At 59.8% G+C, this 21,881-nt stretch carries 17 protein-coding genes; 9 read left to right on the forward strand and 8 right to left on the reverse strand.

The annotated features are described in order from the left end of the window. Positions 1-65 precede the first annotated feature (65 nt). The 3 genes from R3C19_00910 to R3C19_00920 form a co-directional block, all read right to left on the reverse strand. On the reverse strand, positions 66-1,346 hold the full coding sequence (locus tag R3C19_00910) for a DUF1501 domain-containing protein (GenBank protein ID MEZ6058901.1): 1,281 nt from the start codon (positions 1,344-1,346) through the stop codon (positions 66-68). A gap of 393 nt (positions 1,347-1,739) precedes the next feature. Continuing rightward, entirely contained in the window at positions 1,740-3,569 is a 1,830-nt protein-coding gene (locus R3C19_00915) for a DUF1549 domain-containing protein (protein ID MEZ6058902.1), read from the reverse strand. 151 nt (positions 3,570-3,720) lie between these two features. Continuing rightward, a complete protein-coding gene (locus R3C19_00920) occupies positions 3,721-4,473 on the reverse strand; it encodes an aldolase/citrate lyase family protein (GenBank protein MEZ6058903.1) in 753 nt (250 codons plus the stop codon). A 171-nt stretch (positions 4,474-4,644) separates the two neighbouring features. Here R3C19_00920 and R3C19_00925 point away from each other — a divergent pair, with 171 nt between their 5' ends. The 9 genes from R3C19_00925 (at position 4,645) to R3C19_00965 (ending at position 15,213) form a co-directional block, all read left to right on the forward strand. Continuing rightward, positions 4,645-5,583 (forward strand): alpha/beta hydrolase, encoded by a 939-nt coding sequence (locus R3C19_00925; protein MEZ6058904.1) that lies wholly within the window; start codon positions 4,645-4,647, stop codon positions 5,581-5,583. Between the two features lie 173 nt (positions 5,584-5,756). Continuing rightward, complete coding sequence (locus R3C19_00930) at positions 5,757-6,380, forward strand: helix-hairpin-helix domain-containing protein (protein MEZ6058905.1); 624 nt, start codon at positions 5,757-5,759, stop codon at positions 6,378-6,380. Beyond that, complete coding sequence (locus tag R3C19_00935) at positions 6,295-8,328, forward strand: ABC transporter ATP-binding protein (GenBank protein ID MEZ6058906.1); 2,034 nt, start codon at positions 6,295-6,297, stop codon at positions 8,326-8,328. Before R3C19_00930 ends, R3C19_00935 begins: the two co-directional genes overlap by 86 nt. Positions 8,329-8,397: 69 nt before the next feature. After that, on the forward strand, positions 8,398-10,965 hold the full coding sequence (locus R3C19_00940) for a DUF1549 domain-containing protein (GenBank protein ID MEZ6058907.1): 2,568 nt from the start codon (positions 8,398-8,400) through the stop codon (positions 10,963-10,965). Positions 10,966-10,989: 24 nt separating this feature from the next. After that, positions 10,990-11,529 (forward strand): DUF1553 domain-containing protein, encoded by a 540-nt coding sequence (locus R3C19_00945; protein MEZ6058908.1) that lies wholly within the window; start codon positions 10,990-10,992, stop codon positions 11,527-11,529. Positions 11,530-11,699: 170 nt separating this feature from the next. After that, on the forward strand, positions 11,700-11,825 hold the full coding sequence (locus R3C19_00950) for a hypothetical protein (protein MEZ6058909.1): 126 nt from the start codon (positions 11,700-11,702) through the stop codon (positions 11,823-11,825). After that, positions 11,822-12,988 carry a DUF1501 domain-containing protein gene (locus R3C19_00955; GenBank protein ID MEZ6058910.1) on the forward strand — a complete coding sequence of 389 codons (1,167 nt, stop codon included), beginning with the start codon at positions 11,822-11,824 and terminating at the stop codon, positions 12,986-12,988. Before R3C19_00950 ends, R3C19_00955 begins: the two co-directional genes overlap by 4 nt. A 14-nt stretch (positions 12,989-13,002) precedes the next feature. Beyond that, positions 13,003-13,899: a sugar phosphate isomerase/epimerase family protein gene (locus R3C19_00960; protein MEZ6058911.1), complete on the forward strand. Its 897-nt coding sequence runs from the start codon at positions 13,003-13,005 to the stop codon at positions 13,897-13,899. Positions 13,900-14,334: 435 nt separating this feature from the next. Further along, a complete protein-coding gene (locus R3C19_00965) occupies positions 14,335-15,213 on the forward strand; it encodes an inositol oxygenase family protein (GenBank protein MEZ6058912.1) in 879 nt (292 codons plus the stop codon). A 24-nt stretch (positions 15,214-15,237) separates the two neighbouring features. Here the strand turns inward: R3C19_00965 and R3C19_00970 are convergent, their stop codons facing one another. The 5 genes from R3C19_00970 to R3C19_00990 all read right to left on the reverse strand — a co-directional run bounded on the left by R3C19_00970 (position 15,238) and on the right by R3C19_00990 (position 21,794). Beyond that, the gene (locus R3C19_00970) at positions 15,238-16,470 is read right to left on the reverse strand and encodes an aminotransferase class V-fold PLP-dependent enzyme (GenBank protein ID MEZ6058913.1); all 1,233 of its coding nucleotides are present in this window, start codon (positions 16,468-16,470) and stop codon (positions 15,238-15,240) included. Beyond that, complete coding sequence (locus tag R3C19_00975) at positions 16,467-17,060, reverse strand: RidA family protein (protein ID MEZ6058914.1); 594 nt, start codon at positions 17,058-17,060, stop codon at positions 16,467-16,469. Before R3C19_00975 ends, R3C19_00970 begins: the two co-directional genes overlap by 4 nt. Before the next feature lie 139 nt (positions 17,061-17,199). Continuing rightward, positions 17,200-19,062 (reverse strand): CocE/NonD family hydrolase, encoded by a 1,863-nt coding sequence (locus R3C19_00980; protein ID MEZ6058915.1) that lies wholly within the window; start codon positions 19,060-19,062, stop codon positions 17,200-17,202. A 173-nt stretch (positions 19,063-19,235) separates the two neighbouring features. After that, complete coding sequence (locus R3C19_00985) at positions 19,236-20,222, reverse strand: hypothetical protein (GenBank protein ID MEZ6058916.1); 987 nt, start codon at positions 20,220-20,222, stop codon at positions 19,236-19,238. Between the two features lie 168 nt (positions 20,223-20,390). Beyond that, positions 20,391-21,794, reverse strand: coding sequence for a DUF6605 domain-containing protein (locus R3C19_00990; GenBank protein MEZ6058917.1), 1,404 nt, complete (start codon positions 21,792-21,794; stop codon positions 20,391-20,393). Between the last annotated feature and the right edge of the window lie 87 nt (positions 21,795-21,881).

Here is a 21,881-nt window from a genome sequence, read left to right on the forward strand (position 1 = left end):
AGGCAACCGTCAGTGAGACGGGGCGCAGCGGCAGCCGGAGTCGCAAAACGGCCGGCCGTCAGCGGTCAGATCAGGCCGGGAATCACGCTTCCGCCGTCGACGATTTTCATCGGACGGCCAAGCGGACTGAGATTCTCGTGGGCGGCGTTAACGTTCAGGGATTTGCAGATCGTCTGGAACAAATCCTGAACCGTCACGGGAGAGTGATCGACGGCCGACCCGTCCGCCGTGGAAGCGCCGTAAACCTGACCGCCCCGGATTCTGCAGCCGGCCAGTGCGACGTTGAAGACTCGCGGATAATGATCACGGCCTGTTCGCGGATTGATCTTCGGCGTGCGGCCGAATTCACCCATCCAGACGACCAGCGTCGTGTCGAGCATTCCGCGGTCTTTCAAATCCGCGAGCAGTGCCGCCATGGCCGGATCGACTTCCGCCGCATTGGCCGCGACTCGTTCAAAGTTGTCCTGGTGAGTGTCCCAGCCGCCGGACCGTACTTCGACAAAAGTCACACCGCGTTCGACCAGTCGGCGGGCCAGCAGACAGCCGTTGCCGAAATTGGTGTCTCCATACTGATCCCGCAGATTCTGTGATTCTTCCGACGTATCGAACGCGGAGATTTCCGGAGTCAGCACCAGGTCCGATGTTGTCCTGAAAAGTGCCTGATGATTCTCCACCAGTTGCTTCGCGCCGGCTTCGGCGAATTCGTTTTCCAGACGCGTCAGCAGTCCCGATCTCCGCTGAAACCGGTCGACCGATGTTGGCAGCGAAACGTTCTGCGGCGGTTGACCGGGGCGGTTCACAACAAACGGTTCGTATTCCATTCCCAGAAAGCCGGAACCCTGTGTGCTGCTTCCGATTGAAACGAACGACGGAAGTTCGCAGGCGGGATCGGAAATCTGCTGGGCGATACACGACCCCAGCGAAGGATGTTTCACGCTGCCGGACGGAATGTAGCCCGTATGCATCTGGTACGTGGCTCGCGGATGACTGCCTTCCTTATTCGTCATCGAACGAACAATCGCGACGTCGTTCAGACTCGCGGCGACCTTCGGGAAGTATTCGGCGATTTGAATGCCGGCGACACTGGTGTCGATGGCTTTCGTCGGTCCGCCGTTGTCTGTTCCGGGCTTGGGATCAAACGTTTCAAACTGGCTTGGTCCGCCCTGCATCCAAAGAAGAATCATCGAACGTCCCTGAGCCCTGAGGCCTTCAGCGGCGGCGGCCATTACATCGCGAAACCCCAGGGTTCCGGCCGCCAGCGCGCTGGCCGAAACCGTGTGCAAAAACCGGCGGCGAGAGAATCCAGGATGGGAAACTGATACGCTGTCAAAAATGTGTGTTGTCATCAGTTCGCTCTCATAGTTGACGAGATGCTCACGCAAACGACCTATGGAAACGGGGCGTCGGGACGCCGGAAGTCACGAGACCATTCAGGGGATTCTCGGATGCCGACAAGCTGCCTGATACCCACCAAACAGAATCGACGCAACACAACGTTCAGCGCAGGCACGGTTCTTGCTTGATTGCTGAAATCCGAGTTTTCAGAATCCCTGTGTGTCTCAGTGCGTGCTGGCTGGGGTTGAGCGGGTCGCACGGCCGAAGCCTGCAAAAAATCGGAAGTACGATTCCACTCAACCCCGACCAGCACGCACTGGCAGCGGACTACCGTCACGAGTCCGCCCTGTCTCTATATTCGAAGCCGGCACCCACGTGCGACGACGACTTCACGGCAGCGCTGATTATCGCTTGCATAGAAACTCACTGCCGTTAATCAGCGACCACAGAATGTCTTCCAGCGCCGCGTTCCGATTCGGAGTTTCCTCCACGTAGCTGCGGCAAATTTCGGTTTCGGCGACCGTGGGTTTGCGACCCAGTGTCCGCAGGTAGATTCGGGAGATTGCATCGTTGTTGTCTGTCGCTTCCGCGGCGACCGACGCCACGACGCTGCCGGCTGAGTTTGACCGCACAAAGTTCTGCAGTGGTGGCGAATTCATCATGAACAGCGTCTCCGGAATCCCGCCGGTCAGGTCAGCCTGTGGTGTCGACGGATCAAAGCCGAACGTTGTGGAAAACACACGACGTCCGGGATCGCGGTCTTCTGCACCGGGAGCGTTCTGTCCGCGCCGCGGGTTCGGGCGAGGCAGCAGGCGAGTTGTCCCCAGCGTCTGACAAAGAGCGTCGTACAACTGATCGGCCCGCAGCCGCACCGGTTCGCAGCGTACGAAGCCTTCCGCGGTCGTGTTCATGGGACGCTGGTAGACCTGAGTTGCAGCAATCGTTCGAATCAGCCACTTCAGGTCGTGTCCGCTGGCGACAAATCCGTCGCACAGAACGTTCAGAGCGTCTTCGTGGACGACAGTCCGATCCGGGCCGATGTCGTCGATTGGTGTATAGAACGCGGTCCCCGTCATTTCCGACCACATGCGGTTCACGATCGAACGGGCGAACCACACGTTGTCCGGACTGGTGATGAACGTTGCCAGTGACTTTCTGCGATCCACGTCTGACTCTCCGGACGGAATCGACTTTCCGTCCAGGAAGAACTTCGGCTCAACCAGCGTGCCCTTCGAGGCGGGATCAGACAGGTCGGCCATGTAGTGTTCCGAAGCGCCCTGGCCGGGGCGGTTTGCGTTGGGAGGCTCCGCAGTCAGGATTTCGCGGATGGAAACTTCGCCGTTTCCGTCCTTGTCGATGGCGCTTTTCACGCGGTCGTTCCGGAAGACTCGCTGAACCCGCGTGCCCTGCGCTTCGTCTTCGGAAATCACGCCGTCGCGGTTGCGGTCAATGCGAGTCAGAATGGCTCGCGTCAGATTCGGACGACCTTGTGGCTGGCGGTCAAATGACGTGATGATGAAGTCAGCCCGCTTGTCGCTCTGCGGATCTCGCCGGACAGCAACGCGCGGGAAAAACGCGGCAAGCTGATGAAACTGCTCCCGCTTCCATTGATCCCACGGATGATCGTGGCAATTGGCGCATTGAATCTGAACTCCCAGAAACAGCCGGGAAGCCTCCGCGGCAATTTCTTCCGCTTGGCCTTCGTGGGCGAACATCAGTGCGGCGGCTCCGTTTTCTGAGACCTTGCCGGTCGCCGTCAGCAGATCGGTGGCGATCTGATCCCATCCGCGACCGGCGGCCAGTTGCTGACTCATCCAGCCTTCGAAGACGGGGCGAATCAGGGCCGCTCGAACGTTGGTCGCTCGCAGCAGCATGGCGTCTTCCCAGTAGCGCCCCCAGTTTTCGCCGTAGTAATCGGAAGATAGCAGCACATCGACGGTCTCGCTGCGTTTGTTCGGCGAGCCAGATTGTTCAAAGCGGGAAATTTGCCCCGGTGATGCCGGCCGACCCGCGATATCGAACGAGATTCGCCTTAAAAAGGTAGCATCGTCGACCTGAGGCAGCTTCGCGACACCTTCCGCGTCCAGAATCAGCTTGTCGACGCGTGCAGCCACGACAGAAGGCGACGGTACGCCGGATGTCGCCGGCACCGCACGTTCCTTATCGGCGGAATTTTCGACTGCCAATGCACTGATGCTGCACAGAGCCACGGCAATGGACCAGAAGATTCTCATAGAAACGCCCCTTCAATCGGCGCAGGAAGACCCCTGCATTGCGGTTTCAACCTTCGCGGACGGCAAAAGTACCGAAGAAATCTGTCCCTTTTCACAATTCGCCGGGCGTTCGCGCCGCGGGAACGCGCCACGCTTCAGAACCACGGGAATTCTACGTTCGCAGCAGTTTCAGTGTCTGCTGCATTCCCGTGACGACCGCTCCCGTATCCGAACCCAGCGCCAGGAAGCGAATACCAAGCTGCCGGTGCTGTTCGACAAGTTCCGGACGGGACAGAATGCCGGCCACCTTGCCATGCCGATTGCAGGATTCTACCACCTGTTTCAACGCATCGATGAAATGCGGCGGCGTGAAGTCACCCGGACACTGCATGTTCACCGACAAATCCAGCGGGCCGACAAACAGCACGTCGATCCCGTCGACGGAAGCGATCGCATCTGCCGCCGCGACAGCTTCGGGAGTTTCAATCTGCACCACCACCAGGCTGCGATCGTTGGCTTCGCGGAAGTAGGTCTGCCAGTTGCGTCCGAAATCGGTGGCTCGAATCGCCCCCGCGACGCCGCGATTTCCCAGCGGCGGATACTTCATGCACCTCACCGCAGCGCGAGCTTCATCCTGCGTGCTGACATAAGGGAACATGACCCCCGCGGCTCCGCTGTCCATCGCAAACTTGACCGTATCCGGATCGACGGATCGCAGCCGAACGACCGGCGCCGCTGCGGAATTCCGGCACGCCAGCAGCATGTTTCGAAGATCCGCCAGCGAACCGGAACCGTGTTCCAGATCGATCAGCAGCCAGTCAAAGCCGGTGTTGGCCGCGATTTCCACGGCTGTGGCCGATCCCAGGTTCAGAAACGTTCCGGCCATGACATCCGTGGCCAGTCGAGTGCGATCGATCCATTGCATAAGTCGTGTTTCAGCGAAGGTTGTCTGACAACGGAAGTCGGTCCGTGTATTGTTCGTTCGCCGGCCCGGGTCAACCTGCCGGCGATGGTTCTGGCCTGCCGATGAAATCTGCGGCACGGCGAGAATGGATCGGCAAATTCCATGAACTCATTTTCTGAACGGTGACATCCTATGAGATCCCGACCCGCCTGGCACGCAAACCCGATGTGTTGTCTTCTGACCGCCGCAATTCTGTTGGCTGCGTCGCTGCCCGGTTCGGCCACCGCAGCGGAGAAGCAGGCGGACACAATCATCGACATCTGGTCCGACACTCCACCCGGCCCCAAGCGCGACGTCGGTCAGGAACAGGACTTCACGAAGGACACCGACAGGCTGATTGCCGGCCGACGGATCATCAAGCTCGGTAATGTCGCCACCCCGCAGGCTCACGTGTTTCTTCCGCCGGAAGACAAACGCAGCGGCGCGGCAATCGTTGTGTGCCCCGGCGGAGGTTACAGCATTCTCGCCTGGGATCTGGAAGGAACCGAAGTGGCCGAGTGGCTGAATACCGCGGGAATCACGGCCGTCGTGCTGAAGTACCGTGTCCCGACTCGCGACCAGGAACAGAAATGGCTGGCTCCCGTTCAGGACGCTCAGCGAACAATCAGCCTGGTGCGACATCACGCTGACGACTGGGGGCTGAGTTCCGACCGGATCGGCATCCTGGGATTCTCCGCTGGAGGCGACACGGCTGCTCGCGCTGCTCTGGCGGATCACCGTCACTACGACGCACAGGATGACGCCGATCAGCAGCCGTGCCGGCCGGATGCCGCAATGCTGATTTATCCCGGTTACCTTGCCAATGAAGACCGATCGGCGCTGCAAAGTGATTTGGTCGTGTCGAAGTCGTCGCCGCGCATGTTTCTGGTTCACGCCTTCGATGACGGAGTCCCCGCCGAAAGCAGCCTGTTAATGCTTCAGGCTTTGAAGAAGGCCGGAGTTCCTTCCGAACTGCACATTTACGACGCCGGCGGCCACGGTTACGGACTGCGGCCCGTCGACGAATTTCCGGTAACCACCTGGAACCATCCGTGTTCGTCGTGGCTGAAGCGAAACGGCTGGACAAAGTAGCGGTCGACCGAACACCGGCGGCTAATTTTTTTCGGCTGAAGCGGGAAACGGCGGCGTATTTTCACGTGCTTCTCTGACGGACCGACGTCAGCCCGGCGTGCCGGTTGGCTTGACGGGCCTGAGTCGCGTCCGCATTCTGAACGCGTCCCGGCCATCCCCGCGCGGCACGTCAGATGACTGATTCCAGGCAACCCATCATTGAAGAGCAGGCTCCGGGCTCCAGCAGCGCGGCAGCGCCGCGCGTGATTGAATCGCCTGCAGCGCCCGAAGACGTTTCTGTGGCCACTCCGCCGACGTCGCGTTCGGCAACACCACAGCCGAGTGTCGGTAACGGAAAGCCGCATTCCCCGGCATCCGAACATTCCCCGGCTGCTCATCCGGTCTTCAACCGTCGAGATCAGCGGGTGCTGTTCATTTTGGGGATCGTGTTCTTCGTCATTATCGGTGCTCGCTGGGTGATGATGACGCGCAGGCCGGAGCCGTTGCCGTGGCAGCGGGGCGAGGCGTTTGACCGGCTGTTTCGCGTCGACGTGAATTCCGCCACATGGATTGAATGGAATCAACTGGAAGGGATCGGGCCGGGCTATGCTCACCGGATCGTGGCCGATCGCCAGGTCAACGGGCCGTTTGCCAGCATTGACGATGTCACGCGAGTCCCGGGAATTGGCGCATCAACGCTCGACCGCATTCGTCCGTGGCTTACAATCAGCCATGAAAGCGGTTCACTCAATGCAGCAGTCCGTGACTCCCGATCCGACACCGAACCCGACGACCACAGACGAAGCAGCACGGAATGACGGTGCGACACACCGCGAAAGCAGCCGTCGAAGGTTCACGCAATATCGCCGACGAGCCCGATCCGGAAAACTGCCGCCCGGCGGATTCCACACTTCCGGTAACTCACGGCTTCCGAAGGATCGGGTCCGCTCCGCGTCGCGACTGCTGATGCGGTTCTTTCAACTGCTGTCTCCGTTCCGCGGGCAGATCCTCTGGGCGCTGGGAACGCTGACGGTGGCGACTGTGCTGGCGCTGATTCCTCCCGCCGGCACGAAGTTTCTCGTCGACTACGTGCTGGCGCAGAAACCGCTGCCGGAACCGTGGCGGACCTGGTTTCCTCAGTTGGCAAACGCGCGGTTGCTGCTGCTGGTAACCGTGCTGGTTGTGGTCACGATTTCGCTGACCAAAATCGCGATTCACATCTGGGGACGATGGTATGCCACGCGCATCACCAAGCACATTCAGCTCGACGTACGCCGGCAGGTCTTCGAACACGCCGTGCGACTGCCGCTGCATCGTGTTCAGGAAATTCGTTCCGGCGGCGTCGCCTCAATTCTGCGGGAAGACGGCGGCAGCGTCGGCGAACTGGTGTTCGGCCTGCTGTACAACCCCTGGCAGGCCATCATTCAACTGATCGGCAGTTTTCTGGTGCTGGCCTGGATTGACTGGACGCTGCTGCTGGGAGCACTCGTGCTGCTGCCGCTGGTGTTCTTCACTCACCGGGCATGGATCGACAGGATCCGACCGCAGTTCCGTGCCATTCGAAAGCAGCGCGAACAAATCGACGCCGGCGCGGCCGAAGCGTTTGCCGGCATGAGAATCGTTCGAGCCTTCAGCCGCCAGAAACGCGAAGCCGGTCGCTTCACCACCGAAAACAATCTGATGGCCAGGCAGGAACTGTATGCCTGGTGGTGGATGCGAGCGGTAGAAATGGTCTGGGAAGCGATGATGCCCGTCAGCAGTGCCGCCCTGCTGTTCTACGGTGGCTGGCGAGTGATCGATGGAGCGATTACCGTCGGAGACCTGATGATGTTTCTGGTCTACCTGCTGATGCTGCTGCAGCCACTGGCCACGCTGGCCCAGAGCGCCACGCAGTTGCAGAACAGTCTCAGCGGTCTGGACCGAATTCTGGATCTGCTGGACGAAGAACTCGAAATGCAGTCGACCGACGATTCCATCCGCGCGGACCGCCGCACGGCACGGGGCGACATTGAATTCCGCGGCGTCACGTTCGCCTATCCCGGTACCGATACTCCGGCCCTGATCGACATCAATCTCAAAGTCGAAGCCGGGCAAACCGTCGCACTCGTCGGACCAAGCGGCGCAGGCAAGACGACGCTGTGCAACCTGGTCGCTCGCTTCTACGACCCCACCGACGGTATTGTGCTGTTCGACGGTCACGACCTGCGCGATTACCGCGTGGAGTCGTTTCGCAGCTTGTTGGGAGTCGTGGAACAGGATGTGTTCCTGTTCGACGGCACCATCGCCGCCAACATCGCTTATGCCCGGCGGGATGCCGGCGAAGCCGAAATTCGGGCCGCCGCCGACGCGGCCAACGCCACCGAATTCATTGATCGGCTGGTCGACGGCATGCAGACCCTGATTGGCGAACGCGGCGTGAAACTCAGCGGCGGTCAGCGGCAGAGACTGGCCATTGCCCGGGCCATCCTGGCCAACCCGCGGCTGTTGATTCTCGACGAAGCCACCAGTAACCTCGACACGGAAAGCGAACGACTGATTCAGGAATCCCTGGGTGACCTGATGCAGGGACGCACGTCGTTCGTGATCGCTCACCGGCTGAGCACCATCGCGGGAGCGGATCGGATCTGCGTTATCGAAAACGGACAAATCACACAAACCGGAACGCACCGCGAACTGATGATGTCGGGCGGAAAATACCGCACAATGGTCGAACAGCAGGTTCAGATGACGCTCGGCAACGCCGACCCGGCCCTGATCGCGCATTGACAGCTTCCAGAATTCAGGATCTGCCGATTCGAGCTGCGGACTTGTGACTTCCAGTCAGCGAGTGACACGATGACACGGCACAGACTTTCTTACGCTTCGCACCTGCTAGTGGTCGGTTCCGGAATGCTGCTGGCCCCGGTCATTTGCCTTTCGTCACAGGCACTGGCCGCTGACCACTTTCGCGATCGCATCGTGCCGATCCTGCAGACGCACTGCCTGTCGTGTCACAACGACGTTGATCGCAAAGGAGATTTCTCACTCCAGTCCGCTGTGGCGTTGAAGTCCAGTGATTTCGTCGAACCCGGCCGGCCCGACGACAGTCACCTGCTGAACGTCCTGATCGCCGCCGACGGCGAACCTCCGTCCATGCCCAAAGACGCAGAACCCCTGACCAGCGACGAAGTGAACTCGCTGCGAACGTGGATCGCCGAGGGAGCACATTGGCCGGAAAACTTCGAACTCACCGAACCGGCCGTGGACGACTTCGACTGGTGGTCGTTCCAGCCGTTGACGCGTCCTCCCGTGCCGACGTTCGAAGACGGCTCTGACGAAGCGGCCTGGATTCGTTCGCCGATTGATGCGTTCATCCTGGAAAAACTGCGCGAGCACAATCTGCGGCCGTCACCGGAAGCCGACCGACGGACGCTCATCCGCCGGCTGGCCTTCGACCTGACCGGGTTGCCGCCGGATCCCGAACAGCTTCACAAGCTTTCGCTGGTACCAATCACGGACGTTGTCGAACAACTGCTAGCGTCACCTCAGTATGGCGAACGCTGGGCGCGGCACTGGCTGGATGTCGTCAAGTACGCCGACACCTGCGGCTACGACAAAGATAAATTGCGGCCGAATGCCTGGCCGTATCGAGACTACGTCATCCGGTCCTTCAACGACGACAAACCCTACTCGCGCTTCGTCCAGGAACAGATCGCCGGAGACATCCTGTTTCCCGGCGAACCCGATGGAATTCTCGGACTGGGCTTCATCGCTGCCGGGCCGTGGGACTTCATTGGACACGTCGAAGTGCCCGAATCCAAAATCGATGGCATGGTCGCTCGCAATCTCGACCGCGACGACATGGTGACCAACACGCTGAACACGTTCTGCAGTGTCACGATTCAGTGTGCTCGCTGCCACAACCACAAGTTCGACCCGTTCACTCAGGAACACTACTACAGCCTGCAGTCGGTGTTCGCAGCGGTTGATCGAGCAGAACGGCCGTACGACATTGATCCGAAAGTCGAACAGCAGCGAAACGAACTCACGGCGTCGCGGTCCGAACTCGACGCAGCGCTGAAAAAATTCGACGCCGAGCGACGGGACGAAGGTGGTCCGGAACTCGCCGCTTTGACCGCGAAGATCAGCGAACTCAAGCCGCGAGCGATCGCGTCCGACAAGCGGCCGGAATTCGGCTACCACAGTCAGATCGCCGCAGCGAGCGACGTCGAAAAATGGGTGGAAGTGGATCTCGGTCGCGACGTCGCGCTTTCAAAGGTCGTCCTGCACGCCAGTCACGATGACTTCAATGGCATTGGAGCGGGATTCGGATTTCCCCGGCGGTTTCGCGTCGAAGCACGGACCAGCACGGATCAAACAATGACGGTGGCTGACTTCACGGACGCCGCATTCGCGAATCCCGGACTCCAGCCGATCGAACTGCCGGCGAACTCCGTCACCGCGAGATTTGTGCGCATCACCGCGACGCAACTGGCCGAACGTCAGAACGATTTCATCCTCGCTCTGGCCGAACTCGAAGTGTTCGACAAATCCGGTACCAACGCCGCAGCGGCAGCCGCCGTGAATGCGCTCGATTCGATCGAAGCACCCGATCGCTGGCGAAAGTCGAACCTGACCGACGGCATCTGGCCGCGCGCGGCTGATCCGGACATCGCCGCCGACTTGGCCGAGGCGGAACAGCTGAAGAACGAAATCCTGGCTCGCGTGTTGACGCCGGATCGCGTCGCCGAACGTCAATCCCTGCAAACCCAGCGCGACGCAATCGATCAGCAATTGAAGGCGCTTCCGGCGGGCAGCATGGTCTACGCCGCGGCCACACATTTTTCTCCACAGGGAAACTTCAAGCCGACGAATGGCAATCCTCGCATGGTCACAGTTTTGCATCGAGGCAACGTGCAGCAGCCTGGCGAGCCCGCTCGTCCCGGCACAATTCCCTCAGCGAAAACGACGCGTGGCAGTTTGAACTCGGTGAAGAACAATCTGAAGCGGATCGCCTGCGAGATCGCTCGCTGGATCACTCGCGATGACAACCCGCTGACATGGAGATCCATTGCCAATCGCATCTGGCAGTACCACTTCGGCCAGGGACTCGTGGATTCGCCGAACGACTTCGGACGAATGGGGCAGCAGCCGACTCATCCGGAACTGCTCGACTGGCTCGCAGCCGAGTTCCGCCAAGCCCAGTCGTTTAAGCACATGCACCGGCTGATCGTGAGCAGCGCGACGTACCGGCAAACGTCGTCCGTTGTTCCTTCTCGCCGGCGGGGAGAGAGCCAGAGTGAGGGGGTGAAAGGTGCGAGGCGATTCTGCGGACGAGTTACAGGCACCAGCCGCGGCCCCTTATCCGGCCTCGGCCACCTTCTCCCCCGGTGGAGAAGGACATGCTGTTGCCAGTGCTGCTGAAATCGACGGCGACAACCGATTCCTGTGGCGGATGAACCGCCGCCGACTTTCGGCCGAAGAGGTTCGGGACAGCATTCTTGCCGTCAGTGGTCGCCTGAATCCGGAGATGGGCGGCCCCGGCTTCTATCTGTTCGAATCCTCGAAAAGACCGACCATTCGCCACACTACGAATACCACAAATTCGATCCGGCCGACCCGGCATCACACCGCCGTTCGATCTATCGCTTCATTGTGCGATCGCAGCCCGATCCGCTCATGACAACGCTCGACTGTGCCGATTCGTCGCAGAGCACTCCCAAACGCACGGAGACGCTGACTTCTCTGCAGGCTTTGTCGCTGCTGAACAATCGCTTCGTGCTGACAATGTCGGAAGCCTTCGCGGAACGCCTGCAACAGCGATCCGGCACGACGGCCGAAAAAGTCGCGTTCGCGTTTGAACACGCCACCGGCCGACAGCCGACGGCCGACGAAGCGGAAACTCTGAGTCGCTACGTCGACGAACACGGTTTCGCCAACCTGTGCCGAGTGCTGTTTAACCTGAGCGAATTTGTGTTTGTGGATTGAAATCATGCTCCCGCCGAATGTTCCTCAATCAAACCGGACAATCCTTTGCCGGACTTGCTGCGGCAACGATGCTGTTCGAACAGCAGCAGGCTGAAGCGGCAACAGGCACGGGCGGTGTTCTCGAGGCGCTGCACCACGCTCCGCGCGCCAAACGCGTCATTCAGCTGTTCATGGGTGGAGCCGCCAGCCATATCGATCTGTTCGATCACAAGCCGCTGCTGGAAAAGCATCATGGCGAACCGTCCGACTTTGGCGAACATGTCGAAGCCTTTCAGGACGGACTCGGCCGTGGATGAAATCGCCGTTTCAATTTCGCCAGTACGGCGAATGCGGCAAGGCACTCAGTGATGTGGTCGCGCCGCTGGGTGACCACGTCGACGACATCGCGTTCGTGCACAACATGGTGGGCAAGACCGGAGTCCACAGTACGGCGACGTATCTGCAGGCAACCGGCTTCGACCGGCCTGGATTTCCCGGCATGGGAGCGTGGGTGAGCTACGCTCTGGGAGCCATCAATCAGAACCTGCCCGCGTTTGTTGTCCTGCCCGATCATCGCGGCTATGCCAGCAACGGACCGAAAAACTGGGCGTCCGCGTTTCTTCCGGCCAGCACGCAGGGAACCACCATCTTTCCTCAGCGAAAGAATCCCGTCGACGATCTGTTGCCGCAGGCGGACTTCGTCACCGCAGGCGCCGACGCGGCCGGGCGAGACATCCTGCAGAGCCTGAACCGACGCTACGCCGACCGGCACCCGGATGATTCGCGCCTGGAAGCTCGCATTCGCAGCTACGAACTGGCGGCGCGGATGCAGTTGAGTGCTCCGGAAGCGTTCGACCTGTCGCAGGAGTCTCATCACACGCTGAAGATGTACGGACTCGACAACGCAGGAACGACGTATCCGGCGGAAATCAACATTCCGGAAGAAGCGGAATACTTTGGCCGCAAGTGTCTGATCGCTCGGCGCCTGCTCGAACGCGGAGTGCGCTTCATTCAAATCTGGTCGGGCAACGACAACAGTTTTCCGCGCCGCAACTGGGACAGTCACGAAGACATCGAACGCGATCACGGCCCGCTGTCGATGGGCATGGCGATCGGCACGGCGGCACTGCTGACGGATCTGAAGCAGCGCGGGCTGCTGGAAGACACGATTGTGCTATGGACAACGGAGTTCGGGCGCATGCCGTCGACTCAGGGAAGCAGGGGGCGAGATCACAATCCGTTTGTGTTCACGAACTGGCTGGCCGGCGGTGGCATCAGGGGCGGCGTCAGCCACGGGCCGTCGGACGACTGGGGTTACAAACCGCTCGATCGCAGCAATCCGACAGAAGTTTACGACATCCACGCAACGATTCTGCATCTGCTGGGCATCGATCACAAACGCCTGACGGTGCGCCACGATGGTATCGATCGCCGCCTGACCGATGTACATGGAAACGTCCTGACCGAGATTCTGACATGACCGAAAGCACCGCAATGCACCGACGAACGTTTCTGGCCGCATCAGCTCTGGCACTGGCAGGTTCAGGACGCGCGGACGGAATGCTTCCGTCGACCGACCGTCATGAAGTCTGTGTCTTCACCAAGCCATTCAATTCCCTGTCATTCGACGAACTCGCCGATCGCATCGCGGAACTCGGGTTTGACGGCATCGAAGCTCCCGTTCGAAAGGGCGGTCATATCGAACCGCAGGCCGTTCCGGAGCAATTGCCGAAACTTGTTGAAGCGCTGAAGAAGCGCGGCCTGACCGTGACGGTGATGGCCACAGATATCAACGACCCCGGCGAACCGCTGACGGAATCCGTTCTGAAAACGGCCTCGGACCTGGGGATTCCGCGGTATCGCATGAAGTATTTTCAGTACGACGAGCGGCAGCCGATCCTGCCGCAACTGCAATCGTGGAAGTCGGTCTGTACTGATCTGGCCGCGATGAATGCCGAACTGGGAATCAGCGCCGTCTATCAGAACCACGCCGGACGCGGCTACATGGGAGCCGCGTTGTGGGATCTTCAGCAGGTGCTGGACGGCATCGATCCGAATCACATCGGCGTTGCTTACGACATCCGCCACGCATCGGTGGAAGGCGGCATGAGCTGGCCGGTGACGTTTCGCATGATCCGGCCTCACGTGACAGCGGTGTACGTGAAAGACTTCCGCTGGATAGACGAGAAGGTCGAAAACGTTCCGCTCGGCGAAGGCCAGGTCGATCCGAAGTTCTTCGACATGCTGCGGGAAACGAACTTCACCGGTCCCGTTTCGCTCCACGAAGAATACCTGGACCACAATCCACCGGAACTTGTGCCGCGGCACCTGGCAGCGATCGCAACAGACTTCGCGGTGCTGAAGCGGTGGCTGCAACAACCGAATGCGTAGTCGGAATCACGCACGTGATCGGAAGATGACTGCCGATTCACCGCGGAATTCGTCGAACTGTGCGTGCTGAAAACGCAGTCACGGTTCCGGAGATTCCGCTTTCCCCGGCGCAGTGTCCACGGGTGGTCGCACGAATGGAGCGATGTGCGGGAGACAGCCACACAGATTGCATCCGGAGTCCTTGCCGACAACGAGGTTCCGTGTCACGATTCATGATCTGGCGCGGTTCCAATCGACTTCCAAATGCGCGGCGTCAAGAGTCGGACGACGGCAGTGGTGTTCAGCACGGGGCCGCCGGAGCATTCGATATCGTGTGAGCACAGACCGATCATCGAGAAGTCCGCGGTAACGTCGGGCGATAGCCGTCCCCCGGCACTTGCCGGAACGTGAATCTCATCGTGCCGGCTGTGTGAAGCATTCTTTGGAGAAAGTGTCATGACGGAAGCAGGTCATTCCAAATCCCGCGGACCAATGCGTGATCTTGGCGAATGGGACGATGATGTTCGCCGCCGTTACCCGGAATCGCCGGCAGCGGTCGCCGATGAACCGGATGGTTTTCGGAACTACGGCGACGACACCCGCGACGGTGTTCGCGAGTTCTATCGTCAGAACCACCTCTATCAGACGGTCGACTTTGTCCGTTCCGCGCGAAAACGGTATCTGCCGCCGAGGACCAGACAGATGGGAATCTGGGAAGCGATGGACTTCCTCAATTCCCTGGTTGATGACAGCGATCCGGATATCGAACTGCCACAGATTGCTCACGCGCTGCAGACGGCGGAAGCCATTCGAGCGGACGAGCATCCGGACTGGTTCATTCTGACCGGACTGATTCACGACATGGGCAAAGTGTTGTGCCTGTTCGACGAACCGCAATGGGCTGTGACCGGTGACACGTTTCCCGTCGGTTGTGCGTATTCACCCAGGATCGTGTATCCGGAATTCTTCAGCGCCAACCCGGACAGTTCGGTGCCTGCATACCAGACTCAATGCGGAATCTACGAAGCCGGCTGCGGACTGGACAACGTGCTGATGTCGTGGGGACACGACGAATACCTGTATCACGTCGTCAGGCCGTACGTGCCCGTGGAAGCGCAGTACATGATTCGTTTTCATTCGTTCTACGCGGCTCATCGCGAGGGCGAATACACGTGGCTGATGGATGATCGCGACCGGGAAATGTTTGAATGGGTCCGGAAATTCAATCCCTATGACCTGTACACCAAATGCGAGACGGCACCGGATGTGAATGCGCTAATGCCGTACTATCGCGAACTCGTCGGCCGGTTCTTCCCGGAAAAGATCTGGTGGTAGCCGGCCGTTGCGCCACCGCGATTTCTACACGATCGATTCGCCCAGAATCTGCCTGACTCGGTCCGCGACGACGTTGTCTTCGCCCGGCTGCAGCATGAACACGGAAATCAGAAATCCGGCGTCTCCCGTTCCATGCACGCGAGCCGTCGCGATGGACGGGTCGCCGTCGCGAAGCTTCCGCCCCAGTTCCTGCGGCGTGATTCGCACGCGATCTGCGTCCCAGTCAATCAGCAGATGCGGCACCCGGTTGGCGATTGGTGGTGTGATCCTCTGAGTCGTCACGCTGGGGATTTTCGCGACGGCCGCTTCGATGGTGGCGATGCGGCGTTCCCATTCACGAAGCTCGGCGTCGTGATCAAGATGCACGAAGCGTTCAACGGCGGCCCACATGGCAACCAGGTCTTCCTTGCTGACCTTCATCCCGCGACCAATGTTGCCGCACCGCGGCGCTGTGTTCAGGGTTGCGGCTTCGATCAGGTCGCGTCGGCCCAGCAGCAGCCCCGCACCCTGCGGACCTCGAATCGCCTTGCCGCCGCTGAACACAACCATGTCATAGCCCATCCGGTTGAACCTGGACAGTGCCTCCACCGGCGGAGCATCGGCCGCCGCGTCCAGCAGAGTGGGGATGTTGTGTTCGCGAGCAGCGCGGATCCATTCGGTCTGAGGAATCTTCGATGACTCCTCATGCACGTTGTACGAAAACATCATCGCCGTCCGGTCGCTGATCGCGCGATGCAGGTCGTCGATCGATTCCACATCGACCAGCCGGACGCCGCAGGCGGTCACCAGATTGTCATAGCATTCGCGGTGCGACGTCTGCCGGATCACCTGCCAGTTTTCATCGGGCGGCAGTGGCAGGCGTCCGATCAGACTGTGATCGCGATACGTCAGCGCCGCGGCGGTTCCCACCAGAATTCCTCCGGCGGCACCGGTTGTCACCAGAGCCGCTTCGACGTTCAGCAGTTCGGCAATCTTCTGGCCGACGCGGTCCCGCAGTTCCGTCAGGCTGACAAAGCTGCGCGAAGCGGCGGTCCAGGCAGCGATGACTTCCGGCGGCATCAGCGATCCGCCGAGTGTCGTGATTGTGCCCGCGGCATTGATGATCGGACGAATGCCCAGCGTTCCGTACACATCCGGCAGCCGGGAATCTTTTTCTTCCGCGACAGTCGTCGAACCGGGAAATGTTGCAGCCATTGTTCCTCCGGCCCCGGCGGCCAGCAGGTGCCGGCGGGTCACAGCTTTGTGATCCTCTGTCATGATTGCACCTCGAAGATCGCTTCGATTTCGACGGCGATGTTACTCGGCAGGGAACCCATGCCCACGGCACTGCGAGCGCCCTTGCCGTGTTGTTCGCCAAAGACTTTTGTCATCAGTTCACTGAAACCGTTGATGACCTGCGGATGCTGCGTGAAATCCGCGGTACAGTTCACCATCCCCAGCACTTTGACCAGCCGTACGACGCGGTCGAGACTGCCCAGAGTATTCCGCACGCTGCTGAGCACGTTCAGTCCCACAACCCGAGCCGCCTGGTATCCCTGTTCCAGCGTCAGATCGCCGCCAACCTTTCCCTGAATCAGCGTACCGTCAGATCGCTTCGGACCGTGCCCGGACGCATACAGCATGTTTCCCGAACGGACCGCGGGAACGTACACCGCAACCGGTTCCGGCGGAGGCGGAAGCTCAATGTTCAATTCCCGCAGCCGCTTTTCGAAGCCGGCAGCGTTGTCCTGAGCCTGCACCGGAGCAAACAACTGACCAGCGATCGGCGCGACCGACACACCGACGGATGCTCCAATCCCAAGCAACAGGGAATCACGCAGAAACGCTCGACGATCAGAAAGTTTCATGCTGAAGATCTCCGAAAAAACATGTGGTGAAGTTGTGCCTACGGACAGACGGAAAGACTCATCATGTCACTCACCCCGACGCAAACGGCACGAGTCGCGGCGAATGCTTCGGGACAGCCAGCGACGCCCGAATTGCCGGCTACGGAAGAACTGAAAGCGTTATGTGCGAAGGCATTTCCGCAGAACGGTACACGCGCTGAGTGGCCGGATGATAATCGTCGTCTGTGGCGTGGTAGATGTCCATGAACGTCTGAGGGTTGCGGTCGACCAGCGGAAACCACGTGCTTTGAATCTGGACCATGATTCGATGCCCCGAACGAAAACTGTGGCACGTGTCGGGCATGGAGAAGGCAACCGACGTCGGTTTGTCCGGTTCAAACGCAGTCGGCGTTTCCAGGCTGTTTCGAAACTTGCCGCGCATCACGTCGCCTCGCACCAGTTGCTGGTAGCCACCCATTCGAACCATTCGCGGGTTGTCGGACGGATCCGGATAGTCGTCCGGATAAACGTCGATCAGTTTGACGACCCAGTCACTGTCGGTGCCGGTCGTGGACACAAACAGGCCAACATCCACCGGACCGGCAATCGTCACATCTTCTTCCAGAACGGGTGTCTGATAGACCAGCACATCAGGCCGTGTTGAGGCGAACCGCTGATCGGCGATCATGTATTCGGCCGTCATACCCGTGGCGGTGATGTTCATGTACGGAACCGGCTTGTTCGGATCGCTGACGTATTCGTCGTAGGCCCGATCAGCACCCGGAGCCTGCCAGTCGGCGCTTTCGTGGTCGTGGAAATACAGCGATTTCGGCTTCGCGGTTTTCGGCGGCCAGACGTCAAACTTCCGCCACTGGTTGGTACCGGTTTCAAAGACCCAGGCTTCGGGGTGATTCAGATCGCCGACGTCTTTCAGATGAAACTCAAAGAAGGGCAGTTCGATCTTTTCGCGATAGTACTCCGCCGTGTTGGAATTGAACGGGATATCGCCGAAGGAAGCCCCTTCGTTTCTCGACCATCCGCCGTGCCGCCACGGTCCCATGACAAGAACATTGGAGATGCCCGGATTGCCGGCTTCGATCGCTTTGTACGTCTCGATTGCGCCGAACAGATTCTCCGCGTCAAACCAGCCGCCGACGGTCATCACGGCGGGACTGATGTTCGTCAGGTGCGGCCGGATGTTCCGAGATTTCCAGAACTCGTCGTACGTTCCGTGGTGCATGGTTTCCTTCCAGAACGGCACTTCTCCCCGGAGATACTTTTCATCGATCTCCGACAGCGATTTGATGCGCAGGAAAAATTCGTAGCCGTCGGGCGTGCCGTAGTCGAAATTTGCCCGGCGAAAATCCTTCGTCGGTTCCGGCCGAATGCGGCCGCTGCGAGACATCCAGTTGAACATATGGGCCAGAAAGAAGGCTCCGTTGTGATGCCAGTCGTCGCCGGCGAACCAGTCGTTGACCGGAGCCTGCGGTGACGCGGCTCTGATCGCCGGGTGCGAATTGATGATCCCCGCCGCCGTATAGAAACCGGGATACGAGATGCCCGAAATTCCCACGCGACCGTTGTTGCCGGGAATGTTCTTCACCAGCCAGTCGACGGTGTCCCACGTATCGGTGCTTTCGTCGATCTCGCGTGAGTCATGTCTGACGGCGCGGTGAGGCCGCATCTGGACAAACTCGCCTTCGGACATCCAGCGTCCGCGAACGTCCTGCTCGACAAATATGTACCCGGCTTTTCCGAACAACTCCGACGGTCCCAGGTTTTCCGGATACTGGTCGGCGCCGTACGGCCGCAGACCATACGGCGTTCGCCGCAGCATGATCGGCCACGTGGTGGAATCGTCCTTGGGAACGTAAACGGCAGTAAACAGTCGCACGCCGTCCCGCATCGGAATCAGGTGCTCATGCTTGGTGTAATGCGATTTGACGTAGTCCAGACCCTGTGCAGGAACGGTTGCGGGCATCAGGACAAAAACAGCGGCCAACAGCGCAGCGTGACGAATCATGAAGGGAACTTTCGTGAAAGACGACTCCGGCGGATCCGACCGGACTTCCGTTTCCCGTTCGCCTGCCCGACGGCGGGCAGCACGCAATGAGCGTTCGTCGAGTGTACGAAACGGCGCCGGTGAATTCCCGCGAGTCGCCGTGAGTCACGCGACGCAATTCGGAACGGCCGGCGTCAGGCAAGTTCCAGCTCTTCGTCAGCGCGGCAAACGCGATCGTGATAACGGCAGACTGCATCCGCGGCAGGAGAAACCACATGCACGGCTCCGACCGCCGCGACAAAGTGACAGGCAGCGTAGTTGGCGGCGGAATTTTCGTATTCGTCGATCCAGGCGTTTCGCGCGGGCAGCCGCACTTCGCTGATCGGCCAGACTCCTGGTCGAGGCGTCAGGTGCCCCTGAATGCCGATCCGCCACGGCTTCGCGGTCAGTCGCGCGCGAAAGCAGTTCTGCTTCTGACACATCACCGCATACGCGCGGTCGACGCGAAGTGCTTTGAAAGCGCGGTCAACTTCTTCCGATCGAGGATCAAACGTCGCGTGGAGTGCCATGACGCGGAAACCGTTCGGTGTCCGGTAAATTCGAAGATGCCAGTGACTGTTTGATTCGACAAAGGCATTAATGCGGCGGCGGACAGCACGGTCCGAGCCTCCCTGAAGTCTGACGGACATTCGATGCAGAACTCCCACGAACCATCCAAGGACAACGCACAGCAACGCGAAGGCAACAAGACCAGCGATGACGCTGTGCAGCTTTGCCTGGACCAGACCTGCCAGCACGATGGACGGCACCAGGCAAATCAGAAACGCGGCACAGCCATCGACAAGGGACTCCGGAAAATCGATATCCGCGAAAAACACGTCGGGAGTGTTCAGGCAACGTGCTCCGTAGGAATTCCGGGTCACGACCGAGTCGCCCAGCCGTTCGACGATCTGCTCGCGAATCGGCAGCCCTTCGGCTCCGTTGTAGCGAACTTTCTGCTCCCGGCGCGGAAGTCGTTCACCGCTGGCGATTCTGTTAAACGCTTCCTGGACTCGTTCGTCGGCGTGCCGTTGAGCGTCCTGCTGACTCACGTCGGACCAGCCAAACCTGCGAACGGTGATCTGCCGGTCGGGAAACCGTTTTTGGATTCGTCCTTCCGCCCAAAACTCGGGAACAATCATGACTGGCGTTGTTCAGATTGCGATGCGGGAAGTGAGTTGCCTGTGTGCGACAAATTCCGGGACGCGGTTGGGATGTGCACAGTGTGGTGAATGTTAGACGTGCCCGTGAAACGCTGCCGGGTCCCCGCCTTCGCGCGAATGACGGAGGCGCGGAATCCGCACGGGCAGTCACGGCTTCGACAGACGGTCCAGAATGTTGCGAGTGATTCGCACGACGCTGGCGTCTTCTCCTTTCAGTCCGTGCGACCAGTCAGTTGTCCCGGTGGTCACGACGGTGCCGCCTTTGGTGTATGTGCCAAGCACGGCGGCTCCGACTCGGTCTTTCGGAAACCGGTCATACCAGTAGCAGTCGCCGGCTTCCCATTTCGCGGGGCACGTTCCCAGAATCGTGAATGATTCGGGAGTGCCGTCGCTGTGAGTCGGAAACGGCAGATCGTTTTCCCATTTCATTTCGCAGCCATCGCATTCGTAGCCGACGATTGTGTCCTTTCCGCCGAAGCGGTCGCCCTGCTTCAGTTCGGTGCCGGCAAAGATCCAGTGATCCGGACGATGCACGATGAATGAAGCCGGACCGTCCATGAACTGACCGTGGCTGCGATGATATCCGCCCCACAGAAAACCCACGCCCGTCAGTTCGTTTTCCGGCCGTTCCACCAGATGATGGCTCCACGCGGTGCTCAGCAGGCGCTGGTCTCCGCGACGGTAAAGCGGGTCCACGTTATACCACTGTTTCCAGCACGTCAGAGCCCGGCCGTTGTCTTCGCTGCGCACCTGCCAGCAACACGTGTTGCCGCTGAAGAACGCGACATTGCCGCCGCCGGCGATGTATTGTTCCAGGTTGTCTCGCATCGGAGACGACCAGTATTCGTCATGACCGACGCTGAGGACCAGCTTGTAGTGCGGCAGGATTTCCGGATGAAATTCCAGGTCGCTGTTGACGGCATAGTCGAGTTCGTAGCCGGCCGTTTCCGCCCATTGAACGAAAGGCAGCTCCCAGTTGCCAAACTGTGAACTCAGCGGACGGTCGAACGAAACGCGGTGTCCCTGCAGACCATCGCGGTCGTGATAGGAATACAGACTATGCCCGCCCCAGTTTGTATAGGCGTTGTACGTGTTGGTGGAAAGCTGCAGCAGGATGGACGTGTTCTTTCCCGGTTCCGCGGCTCTCACGACGAAGAACAGTGTGCTTTGAACGGGCTTGTCCGGTCCTTGCAGAGTCAGCGTGGCTTCGTAGTAGCCGCTCTTCCATTCCGGTGGAATCGTCAGAGTCAGAGCGGCCGGCCACTGGCAACCGTCCGATGACGCTCGATCAGGAATCGGATGCGCTGCGCAGGCGACGTTCGGGTTCTCGAAGACAGGTGTCCGTTCTTTGCCAACGCGATTGATCACAATTCCGACGGAGTCTCCCGTCGCCGAAAGATGAAACGCGATGTCTTCACCCGCAACGCAGCTCAGCCGATTGGCATAGCCGAGCACATACGGGGCCGCGGGCGGCATCTGATCGGCAACGACAGAATCGGCGGTGACCGCCGCGAAAAGAACGAAACTGAAAATCAGGGGCGTTGCTCGCATCTGGGTTTTCCTTCAGGGCGGGAGTGCTCGGACGTAACCGTGGGCGGTATTTTGTGAATTCTGGTTTCTGGCGAACCGAATTCAAAT

The organism is Planctomycetaceae bacterium (assembly GCA_041398785.1).
GTDB lineage: Bacteria > Planctomycetota > Planctomycetia > Planctomycetales > Planctomycetaceae > JAWKUA01.

Coding starts and splice junctions, on each gene's coding strand:
- R3C19_00960 (MEZ6058911.1), top strand. CDS start 13,003: ATGCACCGACGAACGTTTCTGGCCGCATCAGCTCTGGCACTGGCAGGT.
- R3C19_00940 (MEZ6058907.1), top strand. CDS start 8,398: ATGACACGGCACAGACTTTCTTACGCTTCGCACCTGCTAGTGGTCGGT.
- R3C19_00955 (MEZ6058910.1), top strand. CDS start 11,822: ATGAAATCGCCGTTTCAATTTCGCCAGTACGGCGAATGCGGCAAGGCA.
- R3C19_00910 (MEZ6058901.1), bottom strand. CDS start 1,346: ATGACAACACACATTTTTGACAGCGTATCAGTTTCCCATCCTGGATTC.
- R3C19_00950 (MEZ6058909.1), top strand. CDS start 11,700: ATGGGTGGAGCCGCCAGCCATATCGATCTGTTCGATCACAAGCCGCTG.
- R3C19_00930 (MEZ6058905.1), top strand. CDS start 5,757: ATGACTGATTCCAGGCAACCCATCATTGAAGAGCAGGCTCCGGGCTCC.
- R3C19_00980 (MEZ6058915.1), bottom strand. CDS start 19,062: ATGATTCGTCACGCTGCGCTGTTGGCCGCTGTTTTTGTCCTGATGCCC.
- R3C19_00935 (MEZ6058906.1), top strand. CDS start 6,295: ATGAAAGCGGTTCACTCAATGCAGCAGTCCGTGACTCCCGATCCGACA.
- R3C19_00925 (MEZ6058904.1), top strand. CDS start 4,645: ATGAGATCCCGACCCGCCTGGCACGCAAACCCGATGTGTTGTCTTCTG.
- R3C19_00965 (MEZ6058912.1), top strand. CDS start 14,335: ATGACGGAAGCAGGTCATTCCAAATCCCGCGGACCAATGCGTGATCTT.
- R3C19_00970 (MEZ6058913.1), bottom strand. CDS start 16,470: ATGACAGAGGATCACAAAGCTGTGACCCGCCGGCACCTGCTGGCCGCC.
- R3C19_00985 (MEZ6058916.1), bottom strand. CDS start 20,222: ATGATTGTTCCCGAGTTTTGGGCGGAAGGACGAATCCAAAAACGGTTT.
- R3C19_00920 (MEZ6058903.1), bottom strand. CDS start 4,473: ATGCAATGGATCGATCGCACTCGACTGGCCACGGATGTCATGGCCGGA.
- R3C19_00990 (MEZ6058917.1), bottom strand. CDS start 21,794: ATGCGAGCAACGCCCCTGATTTTCAGTTTCGTTCTTTTCGCGGCGGTC.
- R3C19_00975 (MEZ6058914.1), bottom strand. CDS start 17,060: ATGAAACTTTCTGATCGTCGAGCGTTTCTGCGTGATTCCCTGTTGCTT.
- R3C19_00915 (MEZ6058902.1), bottom strand. CDS start 3,569: ATGAGAATCTTCTGGTCCATTGCCGTGGCTCTGTGCAGCATCAGTGCA.